This window comes from Chromatocurvus halotolerans, from assembly GCF_004340525.1.
GTDB classification, from domain to species: Bacteria; Pseudomonadota; Gammaproteobacteria; order Pseudomonadales; family Halieaceae; genus Chromatocurvus; species Chromatocurvus halotolerans.
Map to the genome: position 1 here is coordinate 97,924 of NZ_SLWX01000008.1, position 22,915 is coordinate 120,838.

The window sequence follows — 22,915 nt, forward strand, 5'->3', positions numbered from 1 at the left end:
TATTGTCAGGGCGCAGTCGTTCTGCCTGCTGCAGCATAGAAACCGTGGGGGCAATTGTCCAACACGCTATCCGGAAAACCTGGCCCGAGGCTCGTATGCTTTTACGAACGCTCTTCCTTTCACGCTCCCTGCCGTTCTCCGCTGGTGTCATCCTTGCCTGCCTGTCGTGGCTTCCGGTCAGCTCGGCGATGGCGTCAGTCGGCTTCGAGGCGGTGCTGTCTTTCCCGCATGCCACCGACCTGGTTGCCTCACCGGTCGGCGATCGCATCAGCTGGGTCAGCCAGCAGGAGGGCGCGCGTAATGTCTGGGTCGCCGATGGCCCCGACTGGGAAGGCCGGCCGCTCACCCACTATGAGGGTGATACGGGTGACGCCATCACGGATCTTCGTTTCACACCGGACGGTGAGTCGGTCATGTTTCTTCGCGGTGGCGCCCGCAACCGTGAGGGGGACCTGCCCAACCCCACAAGCCGGCCGGAGGGCGTTGCGCGCAAGCTTTGGGTGGTGCCGGCCCATGGCGAAGCCGTGCCCCGGGAGCTGGCGGAAACCGACGATTTCGACGTGTCTCCCGACGGCGAGTCGGTGTTTTTTCTCAAGGACAGCCAGGTCTGGATGCGTGGACTGAGCCGCGCAGAAGAGGGCGGCAGCCTCGAAACCGTGAAAAACGATGGACCCGGCGACAAGCCCTTGTTCAGCGTGCGCCGCGGTGTATCGACCTTCTCCATCGCCCCGGACGGCAGCAGGATTGCCTTCGTCTCCGACCGCGGTGACCATGCCTTCATCGGCGTGTACGACCGTGAGGAAAACGCCATTACCTGGCTGGAACCGTCGCTGGACCGGGACCGCGCGCCAACCTGGTCGCCGGACGGCGAGCACATCGCTTTTCTGCGGATACCCAATGAAAAGCGGATTCTGCCCTTTGTGCCGCGGCGTGAGGGACTGCCCTGGTCCATCCGCATCGGCAACGCAAGCACCGGCGACACGCGGGAAATCTTTCGTGCCGACGCAGGTCCGGGCAGCCCCTTCCAGCCCGGATACTGGTTTGTCGGGGATCGTCTGTGGTGGGGCGCGGATGACCGCATCCTGTTTCCCTGGGAAAAGACCGGCTGGCTGCATATCTGGTCCGTGGCCAGTGCCGGCGGTGAGGCTGTCGACCTGACGCCGGGCGAGGGCGAAGTGCAGTACGCCGATCTGGCGCCTGACCGCAGCGCCTTGCTGTACAGCGCCAATCATGGGGATCTGCATCGTCGCCACCTGTGGCAGACGCCGGTTGCCGGCGGCGAACCCGAGCGCCTCACGACGGGCAGTGGCATTGAATGGATGCCCGGGCGCACCGGCAGCGGGACGCTGGTCTTCCTCGCGTCGGCGGCCCGCGAACCGGCCCATCCCGTTGTGCTGGTCGAGGGTGCGCGCCGGGCGCCGGGGCCGCCGCTGCCAGAGCGCTTCCCGACACAAGGCCTTGTGCAGCCCGAACTCGTGTCTTTCCCGGCTGCCGATGGACTGCAGATTCACGCCCAGGTGTTCCTGCCGCCGGCGCAGTGTGGCCGCGGGCCGCACCCGGGGCTCCTGTTTTTCCACGGCGGATCACGGCGCCAGATGCTGATGGGCTTTCATCCGGGCAGCTATTATTCCAACGCCTATGCCTTCAACCAGGCGATGGCCGCACGCTGCTTCGTCGTTGCCGCCGTGAATTACCGCAGCGGCGTGGGCTATGGCATGGAGTTCCGCGAGGCCCGGGACTACGGGGCGCGCGGCGCCTCCGAGTATCGCGATGTCGTGGGTGCCGGCATTTATCTGGCCGGCCGGGACGACGTCGACCCGGCACGACTGGGGCTGTGGGGCGGGTCCTATGGCGGCTATCTCACGGCGCTGGGACTGGCGCGGGCCTCAGACCTGTTCGCTGCCGGTGTCGATCTGCACGGGGTGCATGACTGGAACGTGGTCATCGGCAATTTTGCCAGCGCCTATGATCCCGGCATGGACGAGGATTTCGCCGACCTCGCCTGGCAATCGTCGCCCATGGCAGACGTCGGGACCTGGACCTCGCCAGTGCTGCTGATTCATGGCGACGACGACCGCAACGTGCCCTTCTCGGAATCGGTAGACCTGGCAGAAGCGCTGCGCCGGCAGGGTACGCCGGTGGAATCCCTGGTGTTTCCGGACGAGGTGCACGGTTTCCTGCTGCATCGCAACTGGCTGGCGGCCTACCGCGCGGCGGCAGCGTTTCTCGATCGAAAGCTCGCGGTGGCGGATTAAGGCAGCTGCCGCCACCCCTCAGTCGATGCGGTCAGCGTAGGAGTCGCCGGTAATCATTCGCACGACGCGACCGTCTTCCTCGACAAAGCGCACAACCTCGCCCACTGCGCTGCCGCCCGTGGGCGCCGTCAGCAGGAATTGCCCATCGCCGAGGGGTTCGAGTGTCTGCGTGACGTCGATGTTGTCCGCATCGGGCCGCAGCAGTACCAGCTGCTCATTCATCAGCACCACCTGCATGTCGGCCCAGGTGGATCGGTAAATGCCTGCGAAGCGCGCCCAGTCCGCATCCCACTCGACCGGCTCGGGCTCCGTTTTTGTCGCCCTGGCCACCGCCTGGCCGACGGTTTTCATGAGTTCGGCGGAAATGTGCGAGGGGCCCGAGTCGTTGGTGTTGGTCAGCACGATGACGCCGATCTCGTCGTCCAGCTGAATCCGTGTATGCGTGGTGTAGCCCGGATAGCCGCCGCCGTGACCCACGTAAAGCCTGTCGTCGACGCGCATCACGGCAAAGCCGATGCCCTGGCCGCGCGTCCAGTCGTTTTCCAGCATGCGCACGCGATGCATCTCTCGCAGGGAGGCGGTGGAAAGCAGGCGGTTCTCGCCGCGCGCGCCCTCGCGGAACTGCGCCGACACGAAGCGCGCCATGTCTTCCACGGTAGAGGTCAGCCCCGTGGCCGAGGCCATGGCGCGGGCGTCGACAAAGGGCATGATGGCGCGGCTGCCATCGGGCATGCGACGGCCATAGCCGGTGGCCAGCTTCGGGTCCTCACGGTCAATGCTGCTGGCAGTCATCGACAGCGGGTCAAAGATGTTCGCCTGCAGATACCCGGCCCAGCTCTCGCCGCTCACCTGCTCGACAACCATGCCGGCCAGCGTGTACGCCAGGTTCGAATACTTCCAGCGCGTCTCGGGAGAGAATGCCGCCTGCCGCTCGGGCAGCAGTGCCTGCAGCTGTGCCGCGCTGGGAAACTCGAGGTCCGACCAGTGGGGGCCGGCTTCCCGCGGCAGCCCGGAGCTGTGTGTCAGCAGGTGCTCCAGGGTGATGGGCGCATCGTCCGGCGCTGCGGTCTGCACCTCGAACCAGGGCAGGTACTGCGCCACCGGGTCATCGAGGCGCAGCAGACCCTGCTCGCGCAGCTGCATGATCGCCGTTGCGGTAAACAGCTTGCTGTGCGAGGCCATGCGAAAGCGGGTATCTGGCGTCATGGGCCGGTCGGCGGCAAGGTCCGCGTGACCGAAGCCCTGCGTCCAGACCAGATCGTCCCCGGCGACCACACCAACCACGACCCCGGGGATGCCCCGATAGGCCAGCTGGCCTTCCATCCAGGCCGAGAACAGGCGGATGGAGGCCTGCACATCCGGGTCGTCGGCCGGGGGCTGTTCCTGCGCGATGACGGAAAAGCTCAGCATCACAGCCAGTAGCGGCAGGGTAATGGCGCGCACAAGGCGCAGGGGAGTCTTGAGTGTGTGAATCATGCCATAAGCCTCGAGGTGGTCGTGGCTTGAAGTCTAGCACTGCCAGCGCTGACTCAAGCGCGGGTTTTCGATGTGCCGGCTCGATCGCAGGCGCACGTATCGCGAGCCTGACTCATCAGACCGGGGGCTCTGATTCTCCCGGCGAACAGCTGCCTGGACACGCCGTCATGGGGTGGCTGCGATCACAGGAACGGCGATCTTATTCTCGCGCTGCGAGGTTTTGCACTCCCTTATAACCGAAAAGCGTCTCCGCGGAGATTCTGGCGCTTTTTGATGGGACCACAACGCTGATGGAGTGCGGGCGTGGAGGTACAGCGCGCCGTCTCGTCGGCAACGATGCTGTTCATCGCTTTTCGGATCAGCGCATGCGTTAGTTGAGGCATCTCCGCAGCTTCCGGACAGGGTTCATGCAAACTATGGAGCAGCCTGGAGTGTCGGGCAAGCCGTTGCTGGTATTTGATGGAAAAGGGCTGACGCCGGGCCTACGGTGATAGCGTGAGTGTCTAGGCTGTCCGTGAAATCTGGGGTCCGGCGCCGCGGTCAGAACCCCCAGGATTGTGAAATTCCCTCGACACCCACCAGCGACGTGATCACTCGATGGCGACCCGCATTGCATCCGCCAGCGGCGGCGTCGTGCGCGGCAGGCGTCTCGCCTGCGTGCGCTGCTCAAAGGCATAGCCGAGTCCCAGCAGCACCGGTTCACTGAAGGCGCGGCCAAAGAAGGAGACGGTCACCGGCAGCCCGCCAGCCGTAAACCCGGCCGGCACAATCAGGTCCGGGAAGCCGGTGAGGTTGGCGAGCGTTACCGGCGAGCCGCCGGAGCCCGGTGCAGAGTCCGGGTTCGGCTCCGGATCAATCCGCTGCGGGCGACGAGGCTGGGTGGGATAGATAATGGCATCCAGCCCGTGCTCGTCCATGAGTCCCTCAATGGTATCCCGCAGCAGCGGCAGGGCATGATCGCGCACGGCCAGGTACTCCCGGTCGCTGAGCTCACCGCCGGCGTCCTCTTTCAGCATCAGCTGCCAGCGCGAGGGGTTCGGTATGTAGCCCTGCTCGCTGTCCGGCGAAGGCAGTGTCATGGCGGTGTCAATCAGTGCTCGAAGCGTTTTGGGGTAGTCTGGCCCGGTCGTTTCGAGGTAGTCGGCGATCTGTGCACGGAACTCGCGGTAGCGAATCGTGCGGTAAAAATCGCCGCGCGATGCCAGTAGCCAGGGGGGTAATTCGATATCGACCAGCTCGGCGCCCGCCTTACGCATGGTCTGAAAGGCGGACTCCATGATCCAGTCGACTTCGTTGTCAGCACCCATGAAATCGCGCGCAATACCCAGCTTCGCGCCCTGCAGGGCGTCGCGATCGAGAAAACGGGTGTAGTCCTGATGCACCTGGCCTTCGCTGCGCGCGGTTGCCGGATCGGCAGGATCGACACCGGCGACTACGCCCAGCGTGGTGGCAACATCATGGACATGCCGCGCCATGGGCCCTGCGGTGTCAAACGACAGCGCCAGCGGCACGATGCCATCGCGGCTGATCAGACCCAGGGTGGGTTTGAGGCCGACAATGCCATTGGCGGAGGAGGGCATGCGCACCGAGCCGCCGGTATCCGTACCGAATCCCACCATGGCGTAGGCCGCCGCGATGGCCGCGCCGGTGCCACCGGATGAGCCGGCGGGTGACCGGCTGGTGTCGTGGGGGTTGTAGGTCAGGCCATCCAGCGAGTTCAGCGGCCCGCCGGAGGCGAACTCGCTCATGTTCAGCTTGGCAATGATCACCGCGCCGGCATCCCGCAGGCGTTTTACCAGAAAGGCATCATCCAGCGGCACGGTACCCGCCAGCATGAAGGAGCCTGCCGTGGTCGGCAGGTCGTGGGTGTCGATATTGTCCTTCAACGCCACCGGGATGCCGTGCAGCGGCGAACGCGGGCCGCTGCTTTGGCGCTCCGCATCCAGCGCCCGGGCCTCGTCGAGCGCCGCCGGATTCAGCTGCAGCACCGCGTTGATGCCCGGACCCGCATCGTCGTAGGCCTCGATGCGGCGAAGAAACTGCCGTACCAGCGCTTCCGAGGTGATCTCTCCCCGCTCCATGGCGCGATGGATGTCGGCGATGCTGGCGCTGGATAGCGTGGTGACTTCCGCCCGCGCCGCCAGTGACAAGAGCAGGCAGAAAACCACCAGCGGGAGAGGGTTCAGGCAATGACGGGACTGCGGCATGGCGCGTGGCTCCGATGGGGTGACAGCCGTGAGCGTAGCAGACCTCGGGCCGGGCAGATGCCCGATCTTTTCCTCGATTCTTTCTGAACAAAGCCTAAAGCTTTTCTTAAGAATCATAACCCGTTGAAAATAAAGCATAAAAAATATCTTTTGAATTTTGGATCCGGTGCCGCCCCGGGTAACGTTATCGACGCCGTCTTTGCGGATGCCGACGCCTTCGGGCGCCGGGGCATGCGCAGGCAGGCCCGGACTCAATCACGCAACACAAGAGGGAATACACGTCATGACACAATTCAAACACGCGGCTGTCGCTATGCTGCTCACCGGCATGACACAACTGTCCTGGGGGCAGGGGCAGACAGTGACCCATGATTTCAGTCAGACGGGCTTCTCGGGCGGCGGCAGTATTTCCGGCTTCTTCCGCGGCACGGATCTCGACGGCGATGGGCGCATTTATGCGGTCTCACGAACGATCAGCAATTTATTCGATGTGCCCTATGGCAATGAGCTGGATTATGCCGAGGTCACCTTCACCGGGTTCGGCGACCTGCCAGGCGAGACAACCGTGGTCTACGACAAGTCCGTGGCGGACATGGAATCACCGCGCAATACCTTCATGGCGTTCGCCTACAACCTGGATGGCGGGCCCCTGGGCGATGACGCCGACGAGGGCATCAGCCTGTCGGTATTCTCGCCCAGCACCAACTACAACGCCGGCAGCGCCTTCAGTTTCGTTTTCTCCTCCGAAACCGGCACCCCCCTCGGGACCTGCGGCGTCGCGGAGTTCTGTGGCCTGGTGATTTCCCTTGTACCGGACGAGGACTCACCAATCGGCGCATCTGTGACCTTCACTGATTTCAGCGGCAGCCCGGTCACGGGCAGCACCCGCAGCACCGAGGTGCGGCAGGTTCCTCTCTCACCTCAGTTGTCCCTGTTTATCGCTCTCGCGCTGGCGGCACTTGGCATCCGGGTGCTGAAGCGACAGCGCGAGTTGCGGGCCTGATCCCGCAGACGACGTGGATATCCCGGCGGGCAGGGACGCCTGCCGGGTCATCAGGTAACTCCACGACAGTCCAACAGGGAGTGCAAGCGGCGTGCTACGTTTCTTTCTGCTGTTTCTGATAATCCAGGCGGTGCTGTTCACTGCCGAGCTCACCCCGCCGGGCCAGCAGTATGTGGTGCAGCCCTTTACTGGTGGTCTGGCGAGTGTGTCAGCGCTGCTGATCGGCCTCACCGGTCGTGATATCAGCAGTAGTGGCGTGCTGATCCACGACCTGCAGACGGGCTTCGGCGTGGAAATCGCCGCCGGCTGCAACGGCGTGGAGGCCATGATACTCCTGCTGGCGGTGATGCTGGCCTTCCCCGCCCCCTGGCGCTATCGGGTAGCGGGCATTACCGCGGGCATGCTGGCTATTCAGGGTCTGAACCTGCTGCGTATCATCTCCCTGTTCTACCTGGGCATGCGGTATCCGCGCGCCTTCGACTGGGCCCACCTGTATCTATGGCAGGCACTGATCATGCTGGATGTCGTGGTCGTTTTCCTGCTCTGGATCCGCGCGCTACCGCGGTCTGGCGGCGAGCATGCGCTGGCTGCCATCTGACCCACTGGGGCGTTTCATCGCCCTGAGCCTGATGCTGCTACCGCTGTGGTTTGTGGCCTGGTTCAATCTGGCTGACCTGCTGCTGTGGCCGGCGATCACGGCCAGCGGCGCGCTGCTCAACCTGCTGCACCCGGGCCTGGTGGAGGGCTTTGAGGGCCGTAGCGGAGCACTGGACGTGCTGACCGGCATCAATGTGGCGCATCCCCGGGGCCTGGCGCAGCTCATTATCGAGGTCAATGTGCTGAGTTACGCGTGGAATCTGCCGGTGCTGTTCGCGCTGCTATTCGCAACCGATCCACGCTTCTTCTCTTACCGGCATCTCGCGCTGGCCTACCTCGGCCTGCTGCCCTGCTATGTCTGGGGGCTGTGTTTCGATGTCCTGAAAACGCTCGCGCTGCAGTCGGGCGCTGAGGCCAATGCCTTTCTGGGCTACAGCGACTTCCAGCTCGAGCTGATCGGGCTGGGTTACCAGTTCGGCTATCTCATGCTGCCCGTGATCGGTGCCGTGGCACTGTGGGTGAGCATGAACCGCGAGATGCTGCTGCTACTTCTGGACCAGATCCAGCCGGCGCCGGAGTCCTAGCGGCCCATTAGTTGTGGCCCATTGCCTACCAGGGCAGAACCTCGCCATTGCTGTGCCAGAAGGTCCCCGAGGTCTCCAGAGACAGCGCGTCAATGCGGGCCAGCAGCCCGGATGCCGCCTCATCGACGTCGATCAGACCGCGATTGCCGGTCATGTCGGTACGGACATAGCCTGGATGCAGCAACGCGACGCTGATGCCGCGCTCTGCCAGATCATGCGCCAGGGACTTTCCCGCGGCATTGAGTGCGGCCTTGGACATGCGGTAGCCGTAGCTGCCACCGCTGTCATTGTCGGCAATGGAACCCATTCGGCTGCTGATCAGGGCGAGCTTTGCCGGGTTACGCAGGGCTGGCAGCAGGGCGTGGACCACGAGCAGCGGTCCCAGCGCATTCACCTCGAATTGCCGGCGAATGGCCTGCGAGTCCAGCGTATCGATAGACACCGGGTGCATCACGCCGGCGTTGTTGATCAGGAGGTCGGTGGAGTCCGGACCCAGGGCTGATGCCAGTCTTTCCAGCGAGGCCGCGTCCGTGACGTCGACACCGTCGACCACCTCTACGTCGAGCGCCTGCAGTTTGGTGGATGACTGGCGGCAGACGGCCCTTGCGCGCCACCCGTTATCCGCAAGTTGACGAGTCAGTTCCAGTCCGATGCCGCGATTGGCACCAATAATGACAGCGTTTTTCATGCGCCAAGTCTAACGCAAACGGTGGGCTGATCTCAAAAGGTAATGCCCCCTGCGCCTCGCGCCGGGGCCGCGTTTCAATAGTGCACTTTATTCCGGTTTTCCAAGCAGTTCTGTCAGTGATACTGAAAGCTATATTTCGAAGTCACCCCTCTCTCGCTGCCCTTATAACCGAAAAACGTCTCCGCGGAGATGTTGGCGCTTTTTGATGGATCGGAACGGGTTGATGGGGTGAGGGCGTTAACAAGAAGCGCTCTGTCTCGTATGACACCGAGACGCACATCGTTGTTGCTAGCTCGTTGGCTTTATGCAGGGTTAGCCTATGTGGGCCTCATTCCTTCCACACCTCGCCGCACAGCCGCACCCAGTTGCCGCCGATCACCTTCTCGATGATCCGGTCGTTGTGACCCCGGGCCACAAGAGCGTCGGCAATAAGATCCATGCGCCGGTGGGAATTCAGCTCCGGTACCGTGAAGAGTACCTCCGGGTCCTCTGCGGGCGCGGCGATGCCGGCCTCGATCCGTCCCGAGACAAACTCCCGGTGCGCGGCCCAGTATTCATCGGATCCATCAATGGGGGTGATGGAGAGATCGCTGCCGATCCCCACGTGATCCTCTCCGCAAACGTCAAGCGCGTGTTCAATATGGGCAACCACGTCGTCGGTGGTGGGGATGCGACCAGGCGTGAGAAAGGGCATCAGATAGATGCCCACCACGCCACCGCCATCTGCGGCGGCGCGCAGCTCTTCATCATCCTTGGAGCGCGGATGGCGCATGACGGCATTGCACCCGGTGTGTGTGATGCCCACGGGAGCCGCGGACGCCCGTATGCCTTCGGCGGTGGTCCGCTTGCCGCAGTGGGAGAGATCGACAAGGCTCCCGAGCGCGTTCAGGCGCTCCACCACCTCATGCCCATAGGTACTGAGGCCGGCGTTCCCCGGCTCCAGGCAGCCGTCCCCCACAAGATTGCGCACGTTGTAGGTGAGCTGGACAACCCGCACTCCGAGGTCGTGGAACATATCGATGCGAGAGAGGTCGCCCTCGTAGGGTGTCGTATCCTGGAAGCCCAGGATGATTCCCACGCGCCCTGAAGCCCTCGCGTCCTGAAGCTGGTCCATGGATCGTACCAGGCGAAACACGTCGGGCCAGCGCTCGACGTTGGCAAACCAGGGTGCCATGCGGCGCAGGGATGCCAGGGTATCGCCCCCGCTCACGGTCACGTTCATGGCGGTGATGCCCGAGTTGCGGGCGTTATCGATCATTTTGCGGTCTAGGGGTGGGTTCTGCGGATAATTGAAGTATCCCGGGCTTCCCAGAAAGTCGACCACCATGGCCTGGTTGTAGCCTGGCCAGCGCGGGGATTGATGGCCGGCGTCTGCATCGGGCATCGTCGCTGTGGCAGGCGTCGCGGCGGTGGACGTTACCGGCCAGCTGCCCGCGATGGCAGCCGGGGCAATTCCGGCTACGGAGGCGAAGCGGAGGAAGTCTCGGCGCGGGATGCTCATGGCGGTTTCCTGTAAGTTGAAGGTTGCCCGGCTATAGAGTGTGCCATGCGCCGGAGAAAGATGCGTGTCGCCGGCGATCTGATAAGCCTCGTAAAAATGCGCGGCAATGCATAACATGCAAGGCAAACAGGCCTGGGAAGAGACAGTCGATGAAGAAATCACTATCGGCGATTCTGGCACTTTCGCTCGCGATGCTTTCACAGTCCCTGTTGGGCCAGTGGACCCATCAGTACCCCAGGGTGGAAGGCTATTCCCATCAGCTCTACCTTGAACAGGAAAATCTGCCGATTCTCTCTTCCGGACCGATCAATCCGGCGCCGTCACCAGACGGCGAGCAGATCGCCTTCTCGCATCAAGGCTGGATCTGGTTGCTGGACCTCGAAAGCGGTGTTGCCCGCCAGTTGACCGACGGCGCCGGCATTGACGGCCGGCCACGCTGGTCACCGGATGGCGAATCACTCGCTTTCGTGCGAGACGGCGGTGCGGATACCGCGGTTGTCGTGAAGCGACTGAGCGATGGCGCAGAAACGGTCGTCGACACGCCGGCCATCGAGCTTGATCCCGAGTTCACTCGCGATGGAAATAGCCTGCTCTACACTTCTGCGCGCACCGGCCGTCTCGCGATATGGCAACGCGATCTCGCAACCGGTGATGATGAAAAATTGATAGAGCCTGGGGGCCTTGGTCGTGGGGCAAGGTCGCTGGCGGACGGTGGAATCGTCTATCACGCGAAGGACTATCCCTCTTTCGGACTGCGGGTGCGTGAGGCGGATGGGCAGACAGACCGCTTGCTGTTCGAGCAGGGCTGGATGGCCCATTTCGATCCTGACGTGCACCCGTCGGGACGCTCCATGGTCTATAGCGTCGGCAACGGCAATGACCAGCGTCTTGCCGTGATGGACATTGATCAACCGGGTTTCCCGCGCTGGCTGACAGCCGTCGGCGGCAAGGCATTGCATCCGGCCTTCTCGGCAGACGGCACCACGATCTATTTCGTGGAGGCAAACACGAATCAGCAGTTTGAACTCAGGCAGATCGATGTGGCCGGTGGCCCGGCATCAGCGGTGGAGATTGCCCGCTGGGATTACACCAGCCCGGTTGGCAAGGCCACGATCATCACGACGAGGGATAACGGAGAGCCTGCTCCCGCAAGAGTGTCAGTGACCCGCATGGATGGCCACCCCGTGGCCAACCCCGGCGGCCCCACCTTTGTCGATAACAATAATGGCGACACCTACTTCTACTCGCCCGGCAGTCTCGAACTCGATCTCCCGCAAGGGCAGTACCGCATTGTCGCGACACGCGGGCCCTTCTCGATGCCGGTTGAGCGCAGCGTTGACGTGTCCCGGGACGCGTCATTGGAGCTGGTTGCGGCTATCCCGGAAATATGGAACCCGGGAAACGCAGGCTATGCCTCCGCGGATCACCACATCCATCTGAACGCGAGCGGAGTGACCGAACTCGACCTTGCCGACCTCCTGCTTTTCATGCGGGGAGAAGCCCTCGACTCCGCTGCTCCCATGGCATGGAACCAGTACAACCGCTTCATTGATGCACATCGCGTCGGCCAGACCGAGACAACGGCTGATGGCACGTCGGCCCTACTGTCGCAGGAGGTCCGCTCGGACTTTCACGGTCACCTGGGAATGATCGGCCTGAAAGACGCCTTCCACCCGTGGTTTTTCGGCCCGATCGAGCCTGTCTATTCGAACCGGGACTTCAATAACGGGCAGGCCATTGCCCACGCCAGGACGAAGGGTGCGCTGGCGACCTACGTGCACCCTGTCGACGGCCATGCCGATCCCTTCGCTGACCTGGCTGCCAACTCGCCACCCCATGAGCTCGTTATCGACGGCGTGCTGACAGATGGCGTGGGGCTGGAGCTTGTCTGCCAGTGGACGAGTTCGCTCGGCACTGCAGAACTCTGGTACCGGTTTCTCAATATCGGCAGGGCCATGCCGGCCACCGCGGGCACCGATATGATGGCAAATTTCTACCGTATTCCGGCCATCGGAACCGCGCGTGCCTACGTGCCCGTGGCAGCCAATGCCACCGGGTTTGATGCGGTGGTTGAGCAAGTGCGCAGGGGCACGGGTTTTGTCACCACGGGACCAGGGCTGTTGTTCGAGGTGAACGGAAGCACGCCGGGCGAGACGGTGGAATCGGGAACGCGGAGCTGGGACATCGAACTTGTCAGTGTGCGCCCGGTGGAGAGGCTGGAAATCATCGTCAATGGAGAGATTGTGCGAGCACTCGACGGCTTCGACGGCAAGGGTTCGAAGCGCTACTCAGGTGCCATCGATCTGCCGAAGGGAGGCTGGGTTGCGGCGCGGGCTGTCGGTGGCGAAACAGGCTGGCCGAGCATGGGCGTGTTCCCGTTTGCGCACTCGTCACCGATCTGGATCGGCCACATCGGGAGCACTGACCCCATGGCCGCACAGGCGGCCGCCAATGACCTGTTGCGGGCACTCGACTACTCGGAAGCGCAGTTTATTGAGGGCTATTCTGGCGCTGTCCCTGCCGGCTTGCAGGTGCGGATAGATCAGGCAAGGCGCGAACTGGAGGCGCTGGAGGACCGAGTGGGGGGGCACTCTGGGGTCAGGTCCGAACGGGACCTGACCCCTCAAGGTGAATCGGCTCCAGCGCCTCACCCTGGGGCAATACCCGCCCGATAATCGCAGTCTGGCCATAACCCAGCGCCCTCAGCGCCGCCACGCAGGCCCTGGCATTGGCCGCCGGCACACTCGCCAACAGCCCGCCGGCGGTCTGCGGGTCGAACAGCAGGGGGTAGCGCGGGTGATCGGTCATGCCTTCCGGGTTCCGCAGCGCTCGCCGCAGGCGCACGTTGGCCGGCTGAAGGGAACTCAGGATACCGCTGGCGACGGTCTCCTCCGCGCCGTCGAGCACCGGCAGGGCGGCGAGATCGAGTTCGGCATCCACCTCGGAAGGCCGTGTCATTTCCACCAGGTGCCCGAGCAGCCCGAAGCCGGTGACATCGGTGCAGGCGGTGGCGCCATGCTCCAACAGGCAGAGCGCACCGAGGCGGTTCGACTGGCACATGGAGGTCAGCGCCGCATCGATCCAGCGGCCTCGCGCGGCCAGCTTTGCATGGGCGGCGAACAGCGTTCCGGTGCCGATGGGCTTGGTCAGCAGCAGGACATCCCCGGCGCGCATGCCGCCCTTGCGCAGCACCCGGTCGCCGTCGGCATCAAGCAGCCCGTTCACCGCAAAGCCCAGCGCCAGTTCCCGGCTCTCGCCGGTATGCCCGCCCACCAGCGCGCAGTTGGCCTCGTTCAGGACCTCCACCGCACCGGACATCATCTGGAACAGCGTATCCTCAATCTTGCTCTCCGGCCCGGAGGGCACCGTCGCCACCGCGGTGGCACTCTGCGCCTCGGCGCCCATGGCGAAGATATCCCCCAGGGCATGGTTGGCGGCGACCTTGCCGAAAACGTAGGGATCGTCGATGAAGGCGCGGAAGAAGTCGATGGTGTGCACCACCGCCTTGCCCGGCGGCACCTGCAGCACCGCGGCGTCGTCCGGGTCGTGCAGCCCGATCATTACATCATTCCGCTGCACCGGCTGCAGCTGAGCGAGTGCCCGTGACAGCACGGACGCGCCGACCTTGGCGCCGCAGCCACCGCAGCGCATGGCGACCGCGGAGATCGCCTGGGCTGCCTCCTCGTTCTTCAGGGCGAGCCCGCGACCGGGATCATCAGTCTCTTCCTCCATCGCCGGCAGGTCGCTGAACCGCTGCATGAAGCGCCGGTCGATCCAGTCCTTCCAGCGCCAGACCCAGTCGCCCTCAAAGCCCAGTGCGCCCCGGGAGGCCACCGCGTGCCTGTCACCGGTGCTGATCAGGGCCAGCCAGGTCTTCTGCGGATGGAAGGGCCGCGGCGCACGCCCCTGTACGGCGCGGCGCAGATTGCGCGCCAGCGGCGGACCCTGGCGCACGGCAAACACGCCGGCCTTCTCCCGGGGGTGATCCACGCAGGTGGCAATGTCGCCCGCGGCGAATACCCGGTCGTCGGTGAGCGTCTGCAGCGTATCGCGCACCAGAATGAATCCGCGCTCATCCAGCATCAGTCCTGTCTCGCGCAGCCACGCGGCGCCGCCGGCCTGGGTGACCCAGACGATCTCGTCGGCGTCCAGCGTGTCGCCGGCTGCCGTATGCACCACGCCGTTCTCTACCCGGTTCACCGCAGACCCCCGGTGCAGGTGCACGCCCCGGTACTCCAGCTGCCGCTCGAAAGCCCGGCGCACGCGGGCATTGTGCGTCGGCAGCACACGATGACTGGACGTGAACAGGTGGAACGCCAGCTCATCGGGATCGCGGCCCGCCTCGCGAAGCTCCCGGCGCAGCCGGTACTGCATGGCCAGGGTGAGCTCGACGCCCCCGGCACCGCCGCCGACCACCGCGACCCGCGTCGCACCCGGATGCTCGCGGATGCGCTCCAGCAGCGCCAGCCAGCGGTCGTTGAACTGGTTGATCGGCTTGACCGGGACGGCATTTTTGCTGGCACCGGGCACCTCGCTTACCTGGGGCGTCGAACCGATGTTGATGGACAGCTGGTCGTAGGGCACCGCGGGCCGGCCGCGACAGAAAACCCGCTGCCCGGCAAGATCGAGCCCGACGGCCTCGTCGCGGAAAAACCGCGCCCCGGCGAATTCCGCCAGCCGCCCCAGGTCGATATGCACCTCGTCGTAGGCGTAGTGTCCGGCGATATAGCCCGGCAGCATGCCGGAGTAGGGCGTGTGCGTATCGCGGCAGATCAGCGTCAGACGCACGCCCGGGATTGGCCGCATGCCGAAACGTCGCAGCACGCCGACATGGCTGTGTCCTCCGCCGATCAGGACGATGTCGCGGAGGATGGGCGTGTCGGCTTGCTGCATGTCTGGCTCCAGAAGGCGAGAGAGGCGGGCACCGAGGCATCGCGTACCGGCGGCGCAAATCCCGCGCAGTGTAGGGTGGCATGCCTCGTCCAACAACGTGGACAACTCTCAGCGACGTGAAATATCTGCCAAATATGGCCATAATATGGAAGTTTTGATGAGGTGACGCATTATGAGTTTAGCCAGACAGATCAAACCTATCAGCTACCTGAAATCCAGCACAGCCGAAGCTGTACGCACCGTCACGGATACCGGAGAGCCTCTTTACATCACCCAGAACGGAGAGGCCAGGATCGTGGTTCAGGATATACATACCTACGAGAAGACCCAGGAAACTCTGGCGCTGCTCAGGATTCTTGCGTTGGGCGAGGCTGAGGTGATGAAGGGCGATACAGTCCCGGCGGATGAGGCGATAGAGGTCATCAGGCAGCGATTACGGTCGTGACGTATTCGGTAGAACTTACAGCGTCGGCCACGGAAGACCTTAACGACATCGTCCATTGGATTGCCAGAAACGATTCGACAGACAAGGCGCTGCATGTTCTGGATCAAATCCAGTCCAGGGTATTGTCCTTGCAAGACCATACCGGACGCGGTGCCGTTCCCCTTGAGCTGGGGAGCCTCGGGATGGACAAATATCGGGAGATTTACTTCAAGCCCTACCGCATCATCTATCATTGCAGGGATGAACGCGTCATTGTCAACCTGATCGCGGATGGCCGCAGAGACATGTCTGTCCTGCTGCAGCGGCGTCTGTTGCATCCCGGGTAATGCAAAAGCATCGCTTTATGACAGCGTCATGAAAGCACTGTGAATTCTCCGAGAACTTTCCATGAATTTTCCATGAAGACTCGATAATCGCATTGAGCGCTTGCCGCGACGCACCTAGCCTTTGGCGCTTCTCACATCACTGCCGGAGAACCCCATGAAGGTGCGAGCCCACTTATCCGCCGCCGTTGCGGCTGCCCTTGGCACCATGATCGCCAGCGGCGCTGCCGCCCAGTCAGCAACAGACCGCAGTGAGACAGGTATCGAGGAAGTGCTGGTGTATGGTCAGCGCGACATGATGCGCAGCGCTATCGATCGGCAGCGTGACTCAGACCGCATTATGAGCGTGATCACGCGGGATGCCATCGGCAACCTGCCGGACCAGAACGTGGCAGAGTCCGTTCGCCGACTGCCAGGCGTCAACGTCCTCAACGACCAGGGCGAAGGCCGCTTTATTGCCGTACGCGGGCTGGATCCGAGTCTGAACGCCTCAAACGTGAACGGTGTGCGTGTTCCTTCACCGGAAGCGGACACCCGGGCTGTTGCCCTGGATGTCATCGCCTCCGAGCTGGTGGAATCCATCGAGGTGGTCAAGACGCTGACGCCGGACATGGACGCCGACACCATCGGTGCCTCAATCCAGATCAATACGATGCGCGCCTTCGAGGCGGACGACCGCTTCTTTTCCGTCAAGGCCGAGCAGTCCTACAATGACCTCAGCGACGCCTTTTCCCCCAAGGGCTCCGTGGAGTTTCTCTTTCCCATCAACGACCGACTGGGCATTGCCGGGGGCATCTCCTACCAGGATCGGGAGTTCTCCACCGACAACATTGAGTCGGAGGGCTGGGACATCACGGATGACGGCGTTCTTTATGCCGACACGGTGGAGTACCGCGACTACGACGTGGTGCGGGAACGCTCCAGCGCCTCACTGACCGTGGATTTCAAGGCCACGGAAAGCACCACGCTGTATGCGCGGATGATGTACAGCCTGTTCGAAGATACTGAATCGCGCCGTCGGCTGATCCTCGAGATGGACGAGGAACCGCGTTCGGGCAGCGCCACGTCAGCATCTTTCCTGTCAGATGACGGTGAAATCGTTGCTGAGCGCGAGCAGAAAGACCGCTACGAGGCGCAAGAGATCCAGACCTACGCCATCGGCGGTGAAACGCTTTTCGGCGACTGGGAGCTGGATTACAGCCTCAGCTACGCCTACGCGGAAGAACACGAGAAAGACACTTTCGAAACCCTGTTTGCGGCAGGCTTCGAGGATCCGGGCGCACTGGGCATCGACTTCGACTACGGCAATGACGAGCAGCCGCGGTTTGCCATCAGTCAGGGCGCGGACGCATTTCTGGATCCGGGCATCTACGAGTTTGACGTGGTGGAGATTCCCGACGCCCTGTCAACGGATGAGGAAATCACCTGGCAGTTCAACGCCGCGCGCAATTTCCGCATGGACAGCGGCACGCTGCAGCTCAAGTTCGGCAGCAAGCTGCGCGAGCGCACCAAGGAGCGCGACACGTCCCTGCAGGTGTTCGACGACTTCGACGGTGACTACACGCTGGCAGACGTCACCGGCCGGCAGAGTTTCGGCCTCGCCGACATCGACCCGGTACCCGGCCTCGGCGCCGTGCGCAATTTCACTATCGACAATCTCGACCGCTTTGTTCTCAACGACTTCGACACCCGCCTGGAGTCCAACATCGAGAATTTCAGCGTGGACGAGGATATCCTCGCGGGCTACCTCATGGCGCGCTGGGAGTCGGGGCCGCTGACGGTGATTGGCGGCGTCCGCGTGGAGCGGACCGACAACACAGTGCGCGCCAATCTCACCGAGATTCTCGAGGAGGGCAGCGTTGTCAGCGGCGTTGCGCTCGAGGAAGACCAGGTGAGCTTCACGCCCAGTGAAGAGAGCAACAGCTATACCGACTGGCTGCCCAGCCTGAGTGCACGCTATGATCTGCGCAACGACATCGTGCTGCGCGCGGGCTTCTTCAACAGCCTGGTGCGCCCCGGTCCGGAGCAGCTGGCGCCGATCTTTATCATCGAGGAATCCGAGGGTGGCGACCGCGAGGGCGAGTTCGGCAATCCGGAACTGAAGCCCTACAAGGCCTTCAACGTGGACGCGAGCGTCGAGTGGTACTTCAGTGACAACGGCGTCCTGTCCGGTGGACTGTTCTACAAGGAAATCGACGATTTCATCGTCAATGCACGCTTCGAGGGCGACGAGCCGCCCTTCAACGGCGTGTATAACGGCATTCCCTTCGACGAGGGGATCATCCCGCTGAACGGCGACGAGGCCACGGTGCAGGGCGTCGAGTTCAACTACCAGCACGCGCTGACGCAGCTGCCGGCGCCGTTCAATGGTCTCCTGCTCGGCCTCAACTACACTTATACCGACGCCGAGGGCGATATCGGCGAGCGCACGATTCCCCTGCCGGCCGCGGCGGAGCAGACCTACAACGCCATGCTCGGCTATGAGTCCGGCCCACTGAGCGTCCGCCTGACCGCCGCTTATCGGGATGAGTACCTCGATGAGCTGGAGGGCTCCCCGGAGGAGGACCGCTACGTCAGGGACCACCTGCAGGTGGATCTGACGGCCAATTACGATGTCAACGAGAACATCAAGGTCTATTCGCAGTTCCTCAACCTGACGGACGAGCCCTTTGTGGCCTTCCAGCGCGGCCCGGGCGCCAGCCGGCTGTTACAGTACGAGGAGTACTCCTGGACCGTGCGACTCGGCATCCAGGTTCGCCTGTGAACACATTGATGGGACCTATTGCCATGCAGACCTCGCTGATTCGTGCCGCCGCCACCGGCATCCTCCTTGCGACGCTGGGGGTGGCAGGCGTCTCCGCGGAGACGCAGACACCCCATGCCGAACTGGAACGCGCCGTCTCGGGGGTTGTCGAGCGGATGCAGCAGACGTTGTCTGCCAAGGAGCGCTTGGCGCTGACCCCTGAGTCGGCCGCGTCGTTCCTGAACGCGCGGGAGCGGGAGCTGTTCTCCACTGGCTTTGCCAGGCTGCAGGTCTCGGCACCGGTGACGGTTCATGTGGCCTTTGAATCCGCCCCCGGCGAAGTCCCTTTCTGGCTACCGGCGCGCGGCTTTGAGCGGCGCAGCGACCTCGACTTTCTGGTCGATGGCGAGGACGACTATGCCACCTGGTCAAAGCGCTTTCCCGCTGGCGGGATCGGTCTCGGGATTCCGGGATTTAGCGGCGAAATGAAGCCCTATCTCATCTTCATCGAGGCCGACAAGGCCGCCGCCGTCGAGCTTGAGCCGCTGGTGCCTGGCGTCGATGTGGTGGAGGCGACCCTCGGCCAGCAGGCCTTTCTCGATGACGATGACGATCTCACCACGCTGCCCGATCGCCTGCAGGGGCTGCCGATGCTTCGCTCCTACGAAAGCTGGGAGCTTGTCTCCCGCCTCGTGGGACATTTCCGCGCCACCGACTATCCCTCCAGCGAGGATCCCGACCACGTGCAGCTCACCTGGCAGGGCGATCCTGCCTCCAGCATCACGGTGCAGTGGCGCACCCGCGGCGAGAGCAGCCGTGGCCGTCTCTGGCTGGCACGCCAGTCAGACCTGCTGCGGGAAAACCCGGGCCGCGCCCGCATCGTGCAGGCGGAGCCCGTCGTCATGACGACCCCGCAGATCGTCAACGATCCCGCCATTACGCTGCACCGGGTAACCCTCGACGATCTCGCGCCGGCCACGGACTATGCCTATGCGGTGAGTGCGGGCGACGGCGGGCAGTGGAGTGAGCTGCGCAGTTTCCGCACGGCGGCGAAGCGCGGGGCTGAGCCCTACAGCTTTGTCTACCTGGGCGACCCGCAGAACGGACTCGACCGCTGGGGCGAGCTGATCCGTCAGTCAGATCACCGCTTTCCGAAGTCCCGCTTCTATCTTATTGCCGGCGACCTCATCGACAAGGGTACGCAGCGCGACAACTGGGACCAGTTCTTTGCCGAGAGCAGTCCCGTGTTCGATCGACGTCCGGTGCTGCCCGCCATTGGCAACCATGACAGCCACGGCGGACATCCCACGCTGTATCTGCAGCAGTTTGCGCTGCCCGACAACGGCACAGACACGTTGGACCCGGGCCGCACCTATCACGTGACCTACCAGGACATGCTGGTGGTGGTGATGGACTCGAATTACGACCTGATTGATCCGGCGACGCAGACTGAGTGGCTGGATCGCGTGTTGGGCGAGAGCGACGCGCGCTGGAAGACTGTCATCTATCACCACCCGCTCTACGCCTCCCACCCCGAGCGCGACAATGCGCCACTGCGCGACGCCTGGCTGCCGATCTTCGACCGGCACGGGGTCGACATCGCGTTCCAGGGGCACGATCACGCCTACATGCGCACGCAACCCCTGCGCGGCGGCAAGCCGGTGGCCGAGGGCGAACACGGCACCGTGTATCTGGTGGCCGTGTCGGGGACCAAGATGTACGAGCAGTCGCTGCCGGATTTTGCGGTGTTTGGCGCGACTGACACCCGCACTTTCCAGGTGATTGATGTCGACCCCGCTAACGGAACCCTGCGCTATCGCGCTATCGCCGAATCGGGCGAGGTGATTGACGAGTTCGCGCTCAGGAAGCCCTGAGCCGAGGTGTATCGGTTGAGTGTCGCCCGCTATGAGCGCGCGTCTCTGCGGAGATGGAAGCGGTAGTCGTGCCGCTCAAGCGGCTCGGCGACGCCGACCTCGTAGGTTTCCACCAGCACCTCACCATCCGCGCGCACGGTGAACACACGGAACATGGCGGTGTGGCGGGTTTCATCGGGAATCTTGGTGCGCTCCAGCGCCGGAATGTGCAGGTAGTGAACCGCGCCGATCCGCTTGGAGTGGTTCACCCGCTCCATGTCCATGTGCAGATCACCGGAAATGACGGCCGCGAGGTTGGGCTGACCGACAACCTCGGCAAAGCGTGCATGGGTGATGCCCTTGTCCGGATTTTCCGGGTAGGCACCGGTCTGCGCTCCGTGCACGATCAGCAGCACCGGCCTGGGTGCAAGCTGCCCGATCTGCTCCAGCATCCACTCGATGCCGCTGTCCTTGAAATCCCGGCCGACGTCCGGCGAGGCAAAGACCAGCGCCACGGTATCCGTCTCGACCACGTAACTGGGGTCCTTGATTTCCGCCTTCTGTGCGCCCCAGCGATTGGCGTAGGCCAGGTAACGCGCCACCGTGCTGCCGTGCTCTTCATTGCCCATGATGGGATAGAAGGGCAGGTTCAGCGCCTGCAGGACCTCGGTCGCGTTCTCGTATTGAATGCGGGTTCCCTTGTGGGCGATATCGCCAACGCCGATGACGAAATCCACATCCATGGCCTGCGCCAGGCTGTTGACGTCCTCTACCGCCGCCGCCATGTGCGGGAAGCGGGGCTCGGGCTTGGGCTCAGCGTCGCCCAGCGCGGCGAATCGCAGAACAACGTCTTTGCTGTCGGCGCTGAAGGCCGCCGGGATGACAAGCGCAAGGCCGAGCAACAGTGTCAGGGCAATAGCGCCGCTTTGAATCCGTGTCATGGGGGTCTCCGGGTATGGAAGTTAAGTTGGAGAGAAGTAACACACAACAATGACGTGAGTGTGACAGCGCCTCGGCGAACACCTCGGAGGAGTCGCGACAAGCTGCCGTCACGTCTCATTCCAGCGCCGGAATCCGACCCGCGTCCCGTCCGGCCGCTGCGCGATCCAGGCCACGAAGCGGGCGATCTCGGGATGCGCGGCCAGCGCTTCGACGGTGTTGAATTCACGCTCCAGAGCTTTGTTGTCGAGCGTTGCGTGCACATGTGCGTGGCAGGGCCGGCACAGCAGTGCAATCCTGTGCTTCACGTCATCGCGGTCGAAATCGCGCTTGTTGCGGCGGTTCCTGTGGCGCGTCTGGGGGATCAGGTGGTGTCGCGTAAGCACTGTGACCTGTCGGCGACACAGCTCACAGCAACCGCCACCGCGGAGTCGGCTACCCTCCCTCATTCAAACCCGGTGCCAGCCAGGAGACTATCCGCGCGACGGATTCGGTGGGTGATCACGGCCTTACCAGCAAACGGTTGACCGGCATGGCGAAGCGGGCCGGGGTATCCGCTGACGCGGTGGTGGCCGGGGTACAAAGCAGGTGTGACAGTTCCGTTAGCATCTGCGCTCGCCGCGCGCCCGACAGCGTGAAGGCTGCGTAAAAGAAACCGGCCGCAGCCTCTGCCACTTCCGCCGCTGTTCCGTGCATGGCGACGACGCCGGTCTCGACGCTCACGTCTGCCTGCGGAAATACGGCGCGCACCAGCTCAATCAGACTGTCGGTGCCGCGCACGCGCGGGTCACCCAGATCAATAGTGCCGTAGTCGGGGAGTTCCGCCTGCACATGCCCATAGATCAGGTCATGTGTCTCTGCATAGCCCGGGGCAGCCTGCATCGGCCCGTCCACCAGCGCCGCAAAGGTACCGCCCGGCTTCAGGATTCGCCTTACCTCTCCGAGGACGGGCTCGATCGGATACATGAGGGTCAGGGCCCAGTGACACAGCACGGCGTCCATCGAGTCATCCTGCAGTACGCACAGATGCTGCGCTTCCGCCTGCAGCAATCGTGCAGCTCCCCAGGGCAGTCGATGCCGCGCCAGCGTCAGTTCTTCGGGACACATGTCAATACCGACCAGGGACAGCGCCGGGTTTCGTGCATGCAGAATATCCAGCAGTACGCCGGAGCCGCAAGCAAGGTCCAGCACATGGGCTTCGCCATGGGGTGCGGCTTCGGCCAGCCATTCGTAGCTCGTGCGTCCCGCCGCGTCGCGACACGCCTGCGCGCAGGTCTCGGTAAAACCGGCATGATCCTGATGGATGGCGCGCAGGTGTAAACGTAGTGCGCCGGCGTCGGGTTGCTCGCCGCGTGCAAGGCTTTCTGTCCATTCGGAGCGCAGGGGACTGAAATTGTTCAACGGGAAT

General features: G+C 63.5%; 17 protein-coding genes. 9 read left to right on the forward strand and 8 right to left on the reverse strand.

From position 1 onward, the window contains the following. Positions 1 to 95 precede the first annotated feature (95 nt). On the forward strand, positions 96 to 2,255 hold the full coding sequence (locus EV688_RS10615) for a S9 family peptidase (RefSeq protein WP_117317989.1): 2,160 nt from the start codon (positions 96 to 98) through the stop codon (positions 2,253 to 2,255). Between the two features lie 18 nt (positions 2,256 to 2,273). Here EV688_RS10615 and EV688_RS10620 read toward each other — a convergent pair whose 3' ends face one another. Beyond that, complete coding sequence (locus tag EV688_RS10620) at positions 2,274 to 3,731, reverse strand: serine hydrolase domain-containing protein (protein ID WP_117317987.1); 1,458 nt, start codon at positions 3,729 to 3,731, stop codon at positions 2,274 to 2,276. A gap of 590 nt (positions 3,732 to 4,321) precedes the next feature. Next, a complete protein-coding gene (locus tag EV688_RS10625; protein WP_117317985.1) occupies positions 4,322 to 5,938 on the reverse strand; it encodes an amidase family protein in 1,617 nt (538 codons plus the stop codon). 283 nt (positions 5,939 to 6,221) lie between these two features. Between EV688_RS10625 and EV688_RS10630 the strand changes: the two genes are divergently transcribed. From EV688_RS10630 to EV688_RS10640, 3 genes are all read left to right on the forward strand, one after another. Continuing rightward, a complete protein-coding gene (locus EV688_RS10630; protein ID WP_117317983.1) occupies positions 6,222 to 6,941 on the forward strand; it encodes a hypothetical protein in 720 nt (239 codons plus the stop codon). Positions 6,942 to 7,032: 91 nt separating this feature from the next. Then, positions 7,033 to 7,539 carry an exosortase H gene (xrtH, locus tag EV688_RS10635; protein WP_117317982.1) on the forward strand — a complete coding sequence of 169 codons (507 nt, stop codon included), beginning with the start codon at positions 7,033 to 7,035 and terminating at the stop codon, positions 7,537 to 7,539. Further along, the gene (locus tag EV688_RS10640; RefSeq protein ID WP_117317980.1) at positions 7,520 to 8,122 is read left to right on the forward strand and encodes an exosortase H-associated membrane protein; all 603 of its coding nucleotides are present in this window, start codon (positions 7,520 to 7,522) and stop codon (positions 8,120 to 8,122) included. The genes xrtH and EV688_RS10640 overlap by 20 nt, the downstream gene beginning before the upstream one ends. Before the next feature lie 25 nt (positions 8,123 to 8,147). On the opposite strand, the gene EV688_RS10645 is transcribed toward EV688_RS10640, so the two are convergent. Both EV688_RS10645 and EV688_RS10650 read right to left on the reverse strand, forming a co-directional pair. Next, positions 8,148 to 8,810 carry an SDR family oxidoreductase gene (locus EV688_RS10645; RefSeq protein ID WP_117317978.1) on the reverse strand — a complete coding sequence of 221 codons (663 nt, stop codon included), beginning with the start codon at positions 8,808 to 8,810 and terminating at the stop codon, positions 8,148 to 8,150. A 328-nt stretch (positions 8,811 to 9,138) separates the two neighbouring features. Further along, the gene (locus EV688_RS10650) at positions 9,139 to 10,311 is read right to left on the reverse strand and encodes a dipeptidase (RefSeq protein ID WP_162883915.1); all 1,173 of its coding nucleotides are present in this window, start codon (positions 10,309 to 10,311) and stop codon (positions 9,139 to 9,141) included. Between the two features lie 149 nt (positions 10,312 to 10,460). On the opposite strand from EV688_RS10650, the gene EV688_RS10655 reads away from it, so the two are divergent. After that, complete coding sequence (locus EV688_RS10655; RefSeq protein WP_117317974.1) at positions 10,461 to 12,986, forward strand: CehA/McbA family metallohydrolase; 2,526 nt, start codon at positions 10,461 to 10,463, stop codon at positions 12,984 to 12,986. On the opposite strand, the gene selD is transcribed toward EV688_RS10655, so the two are convergent. After that, a complete protein-coding gene (gene selD, locus EV688_RS10660) occupies positions 12,910 to 15,204 on the reverse strand; it encodes a selenide, water dikinase SelD (RefSeq protein ID WP_117317972.1) in 2,295 nt (764 codons plus the stop codon). The genes EV688_RS10655 and selD overlap by 77 nt on opposite strands. 172 nt (positions 15,205 to 15,376) lie before the next feature. Between selD and EV688_RS10665 the strand changes: the two genes are divergently transcribed. The 4 genes from EV688_RS10665 (at position 15,377) to EV688_RS10680 (ending at position 20,589) form a co-directional block, all read left to right on the forward strand. Beyond that, positions 15,377 to 15,649, forward strand: a complete 273-nt coding sequence (locus EV688_RS10665) for a type II toxin-antitoxin system Phd/YefM family antitoxin (protein WP_117317971.1) — start codon at positions 15,377 to 15,379, stop codon at positions 15,647 to 15,649. After that, complete coding sequence (locus tag EV688_RS10670) at positions 15,646 to 15,975, forward strand: type II toxin-antitoxin system RelE/ParE family toxin (protein ID WP_117317969.1); 330 nt, start codon at positions 15,646 to 15,648, stop codon at positions 15,973 to 15,975. The genes EV688_RS10665 and EV688_RS10670 overlap by 4 nt, the downstream gene beginning before the upstream one ends. 154 nt (positions 15,976 to 16,129) lie before the next feature. Beyond that, a complete protein-coding gene (locus EV688_RS10675) occupies positions 16,130 to 18,736 on the forward strand; it encodes a TonB-dependent receptor (protein WP_117317967.1) in 2,607 nt (868 codons plus the stop codon). Between the two features lie 23 nt (positions 18,737 to 18,759). Beyond that, positions 18,760 to 20,589 (forward strand): purple acid phosphatase family protein, encoded by a 1,830-nt coding sequence (locus EV688_RS10680; RefSeq protein WP_162883914.1) that lies wholly within the window; start codon positions 18,760 to 18,762, stop codon positions 20,587 to 20,589. 29 nt (positions 20,590 to 20,618) lie between these two features. On the opposite strand, the gene EV688_RS10685 is transcribed toward EV688_RS10680, so the two are convergent. From EV688_RS10685 to EV688_RS10695, 3 genes are all read right to left on the reverse strand, one after another. After that, positions 20,619 to 21,509: a metallophosphoesterase family protein gene (locus tag EV688_RS10685; protein ID WP_117317963.1), complete on the reverse strand. Its 891-nt coding sequence runs from the start codon at positions 21,507 to 21,509 to the stop codon at positions 20,619 to 20,621. A 108-nt stretch (positions 21,510 to 21,617) separates the two neighbouring features. Next, positions 21,618 to 21,893 (reverse strand): hypothetical protein, encoded by a 276-nt coding sequence (locus tag EV688_RS10690; protein ID WP_205686635.1) that lies wholly within the window; start codon positions 21,891 to 21,893, stop codon positions 21,618 to 21,620. Positions 21,894 to 22,008: 115 nt separating this feature from the next. Next, positions 22,009 to 22,908 carry a class I SAM-dependent methyltransferase gene (locus tag EV688_RS10695; protein WP_162883913.1) on the reverse strand — a complete coding sequence of 300 codons (900 nt, stop codon included), beginning with the start codon at positions 22,906 to 22,908 and terminating at the stop codon, positions 22,009 to 22,011. Positions 22,909 to 22,915: the final 7 nt, after the last annotated feature.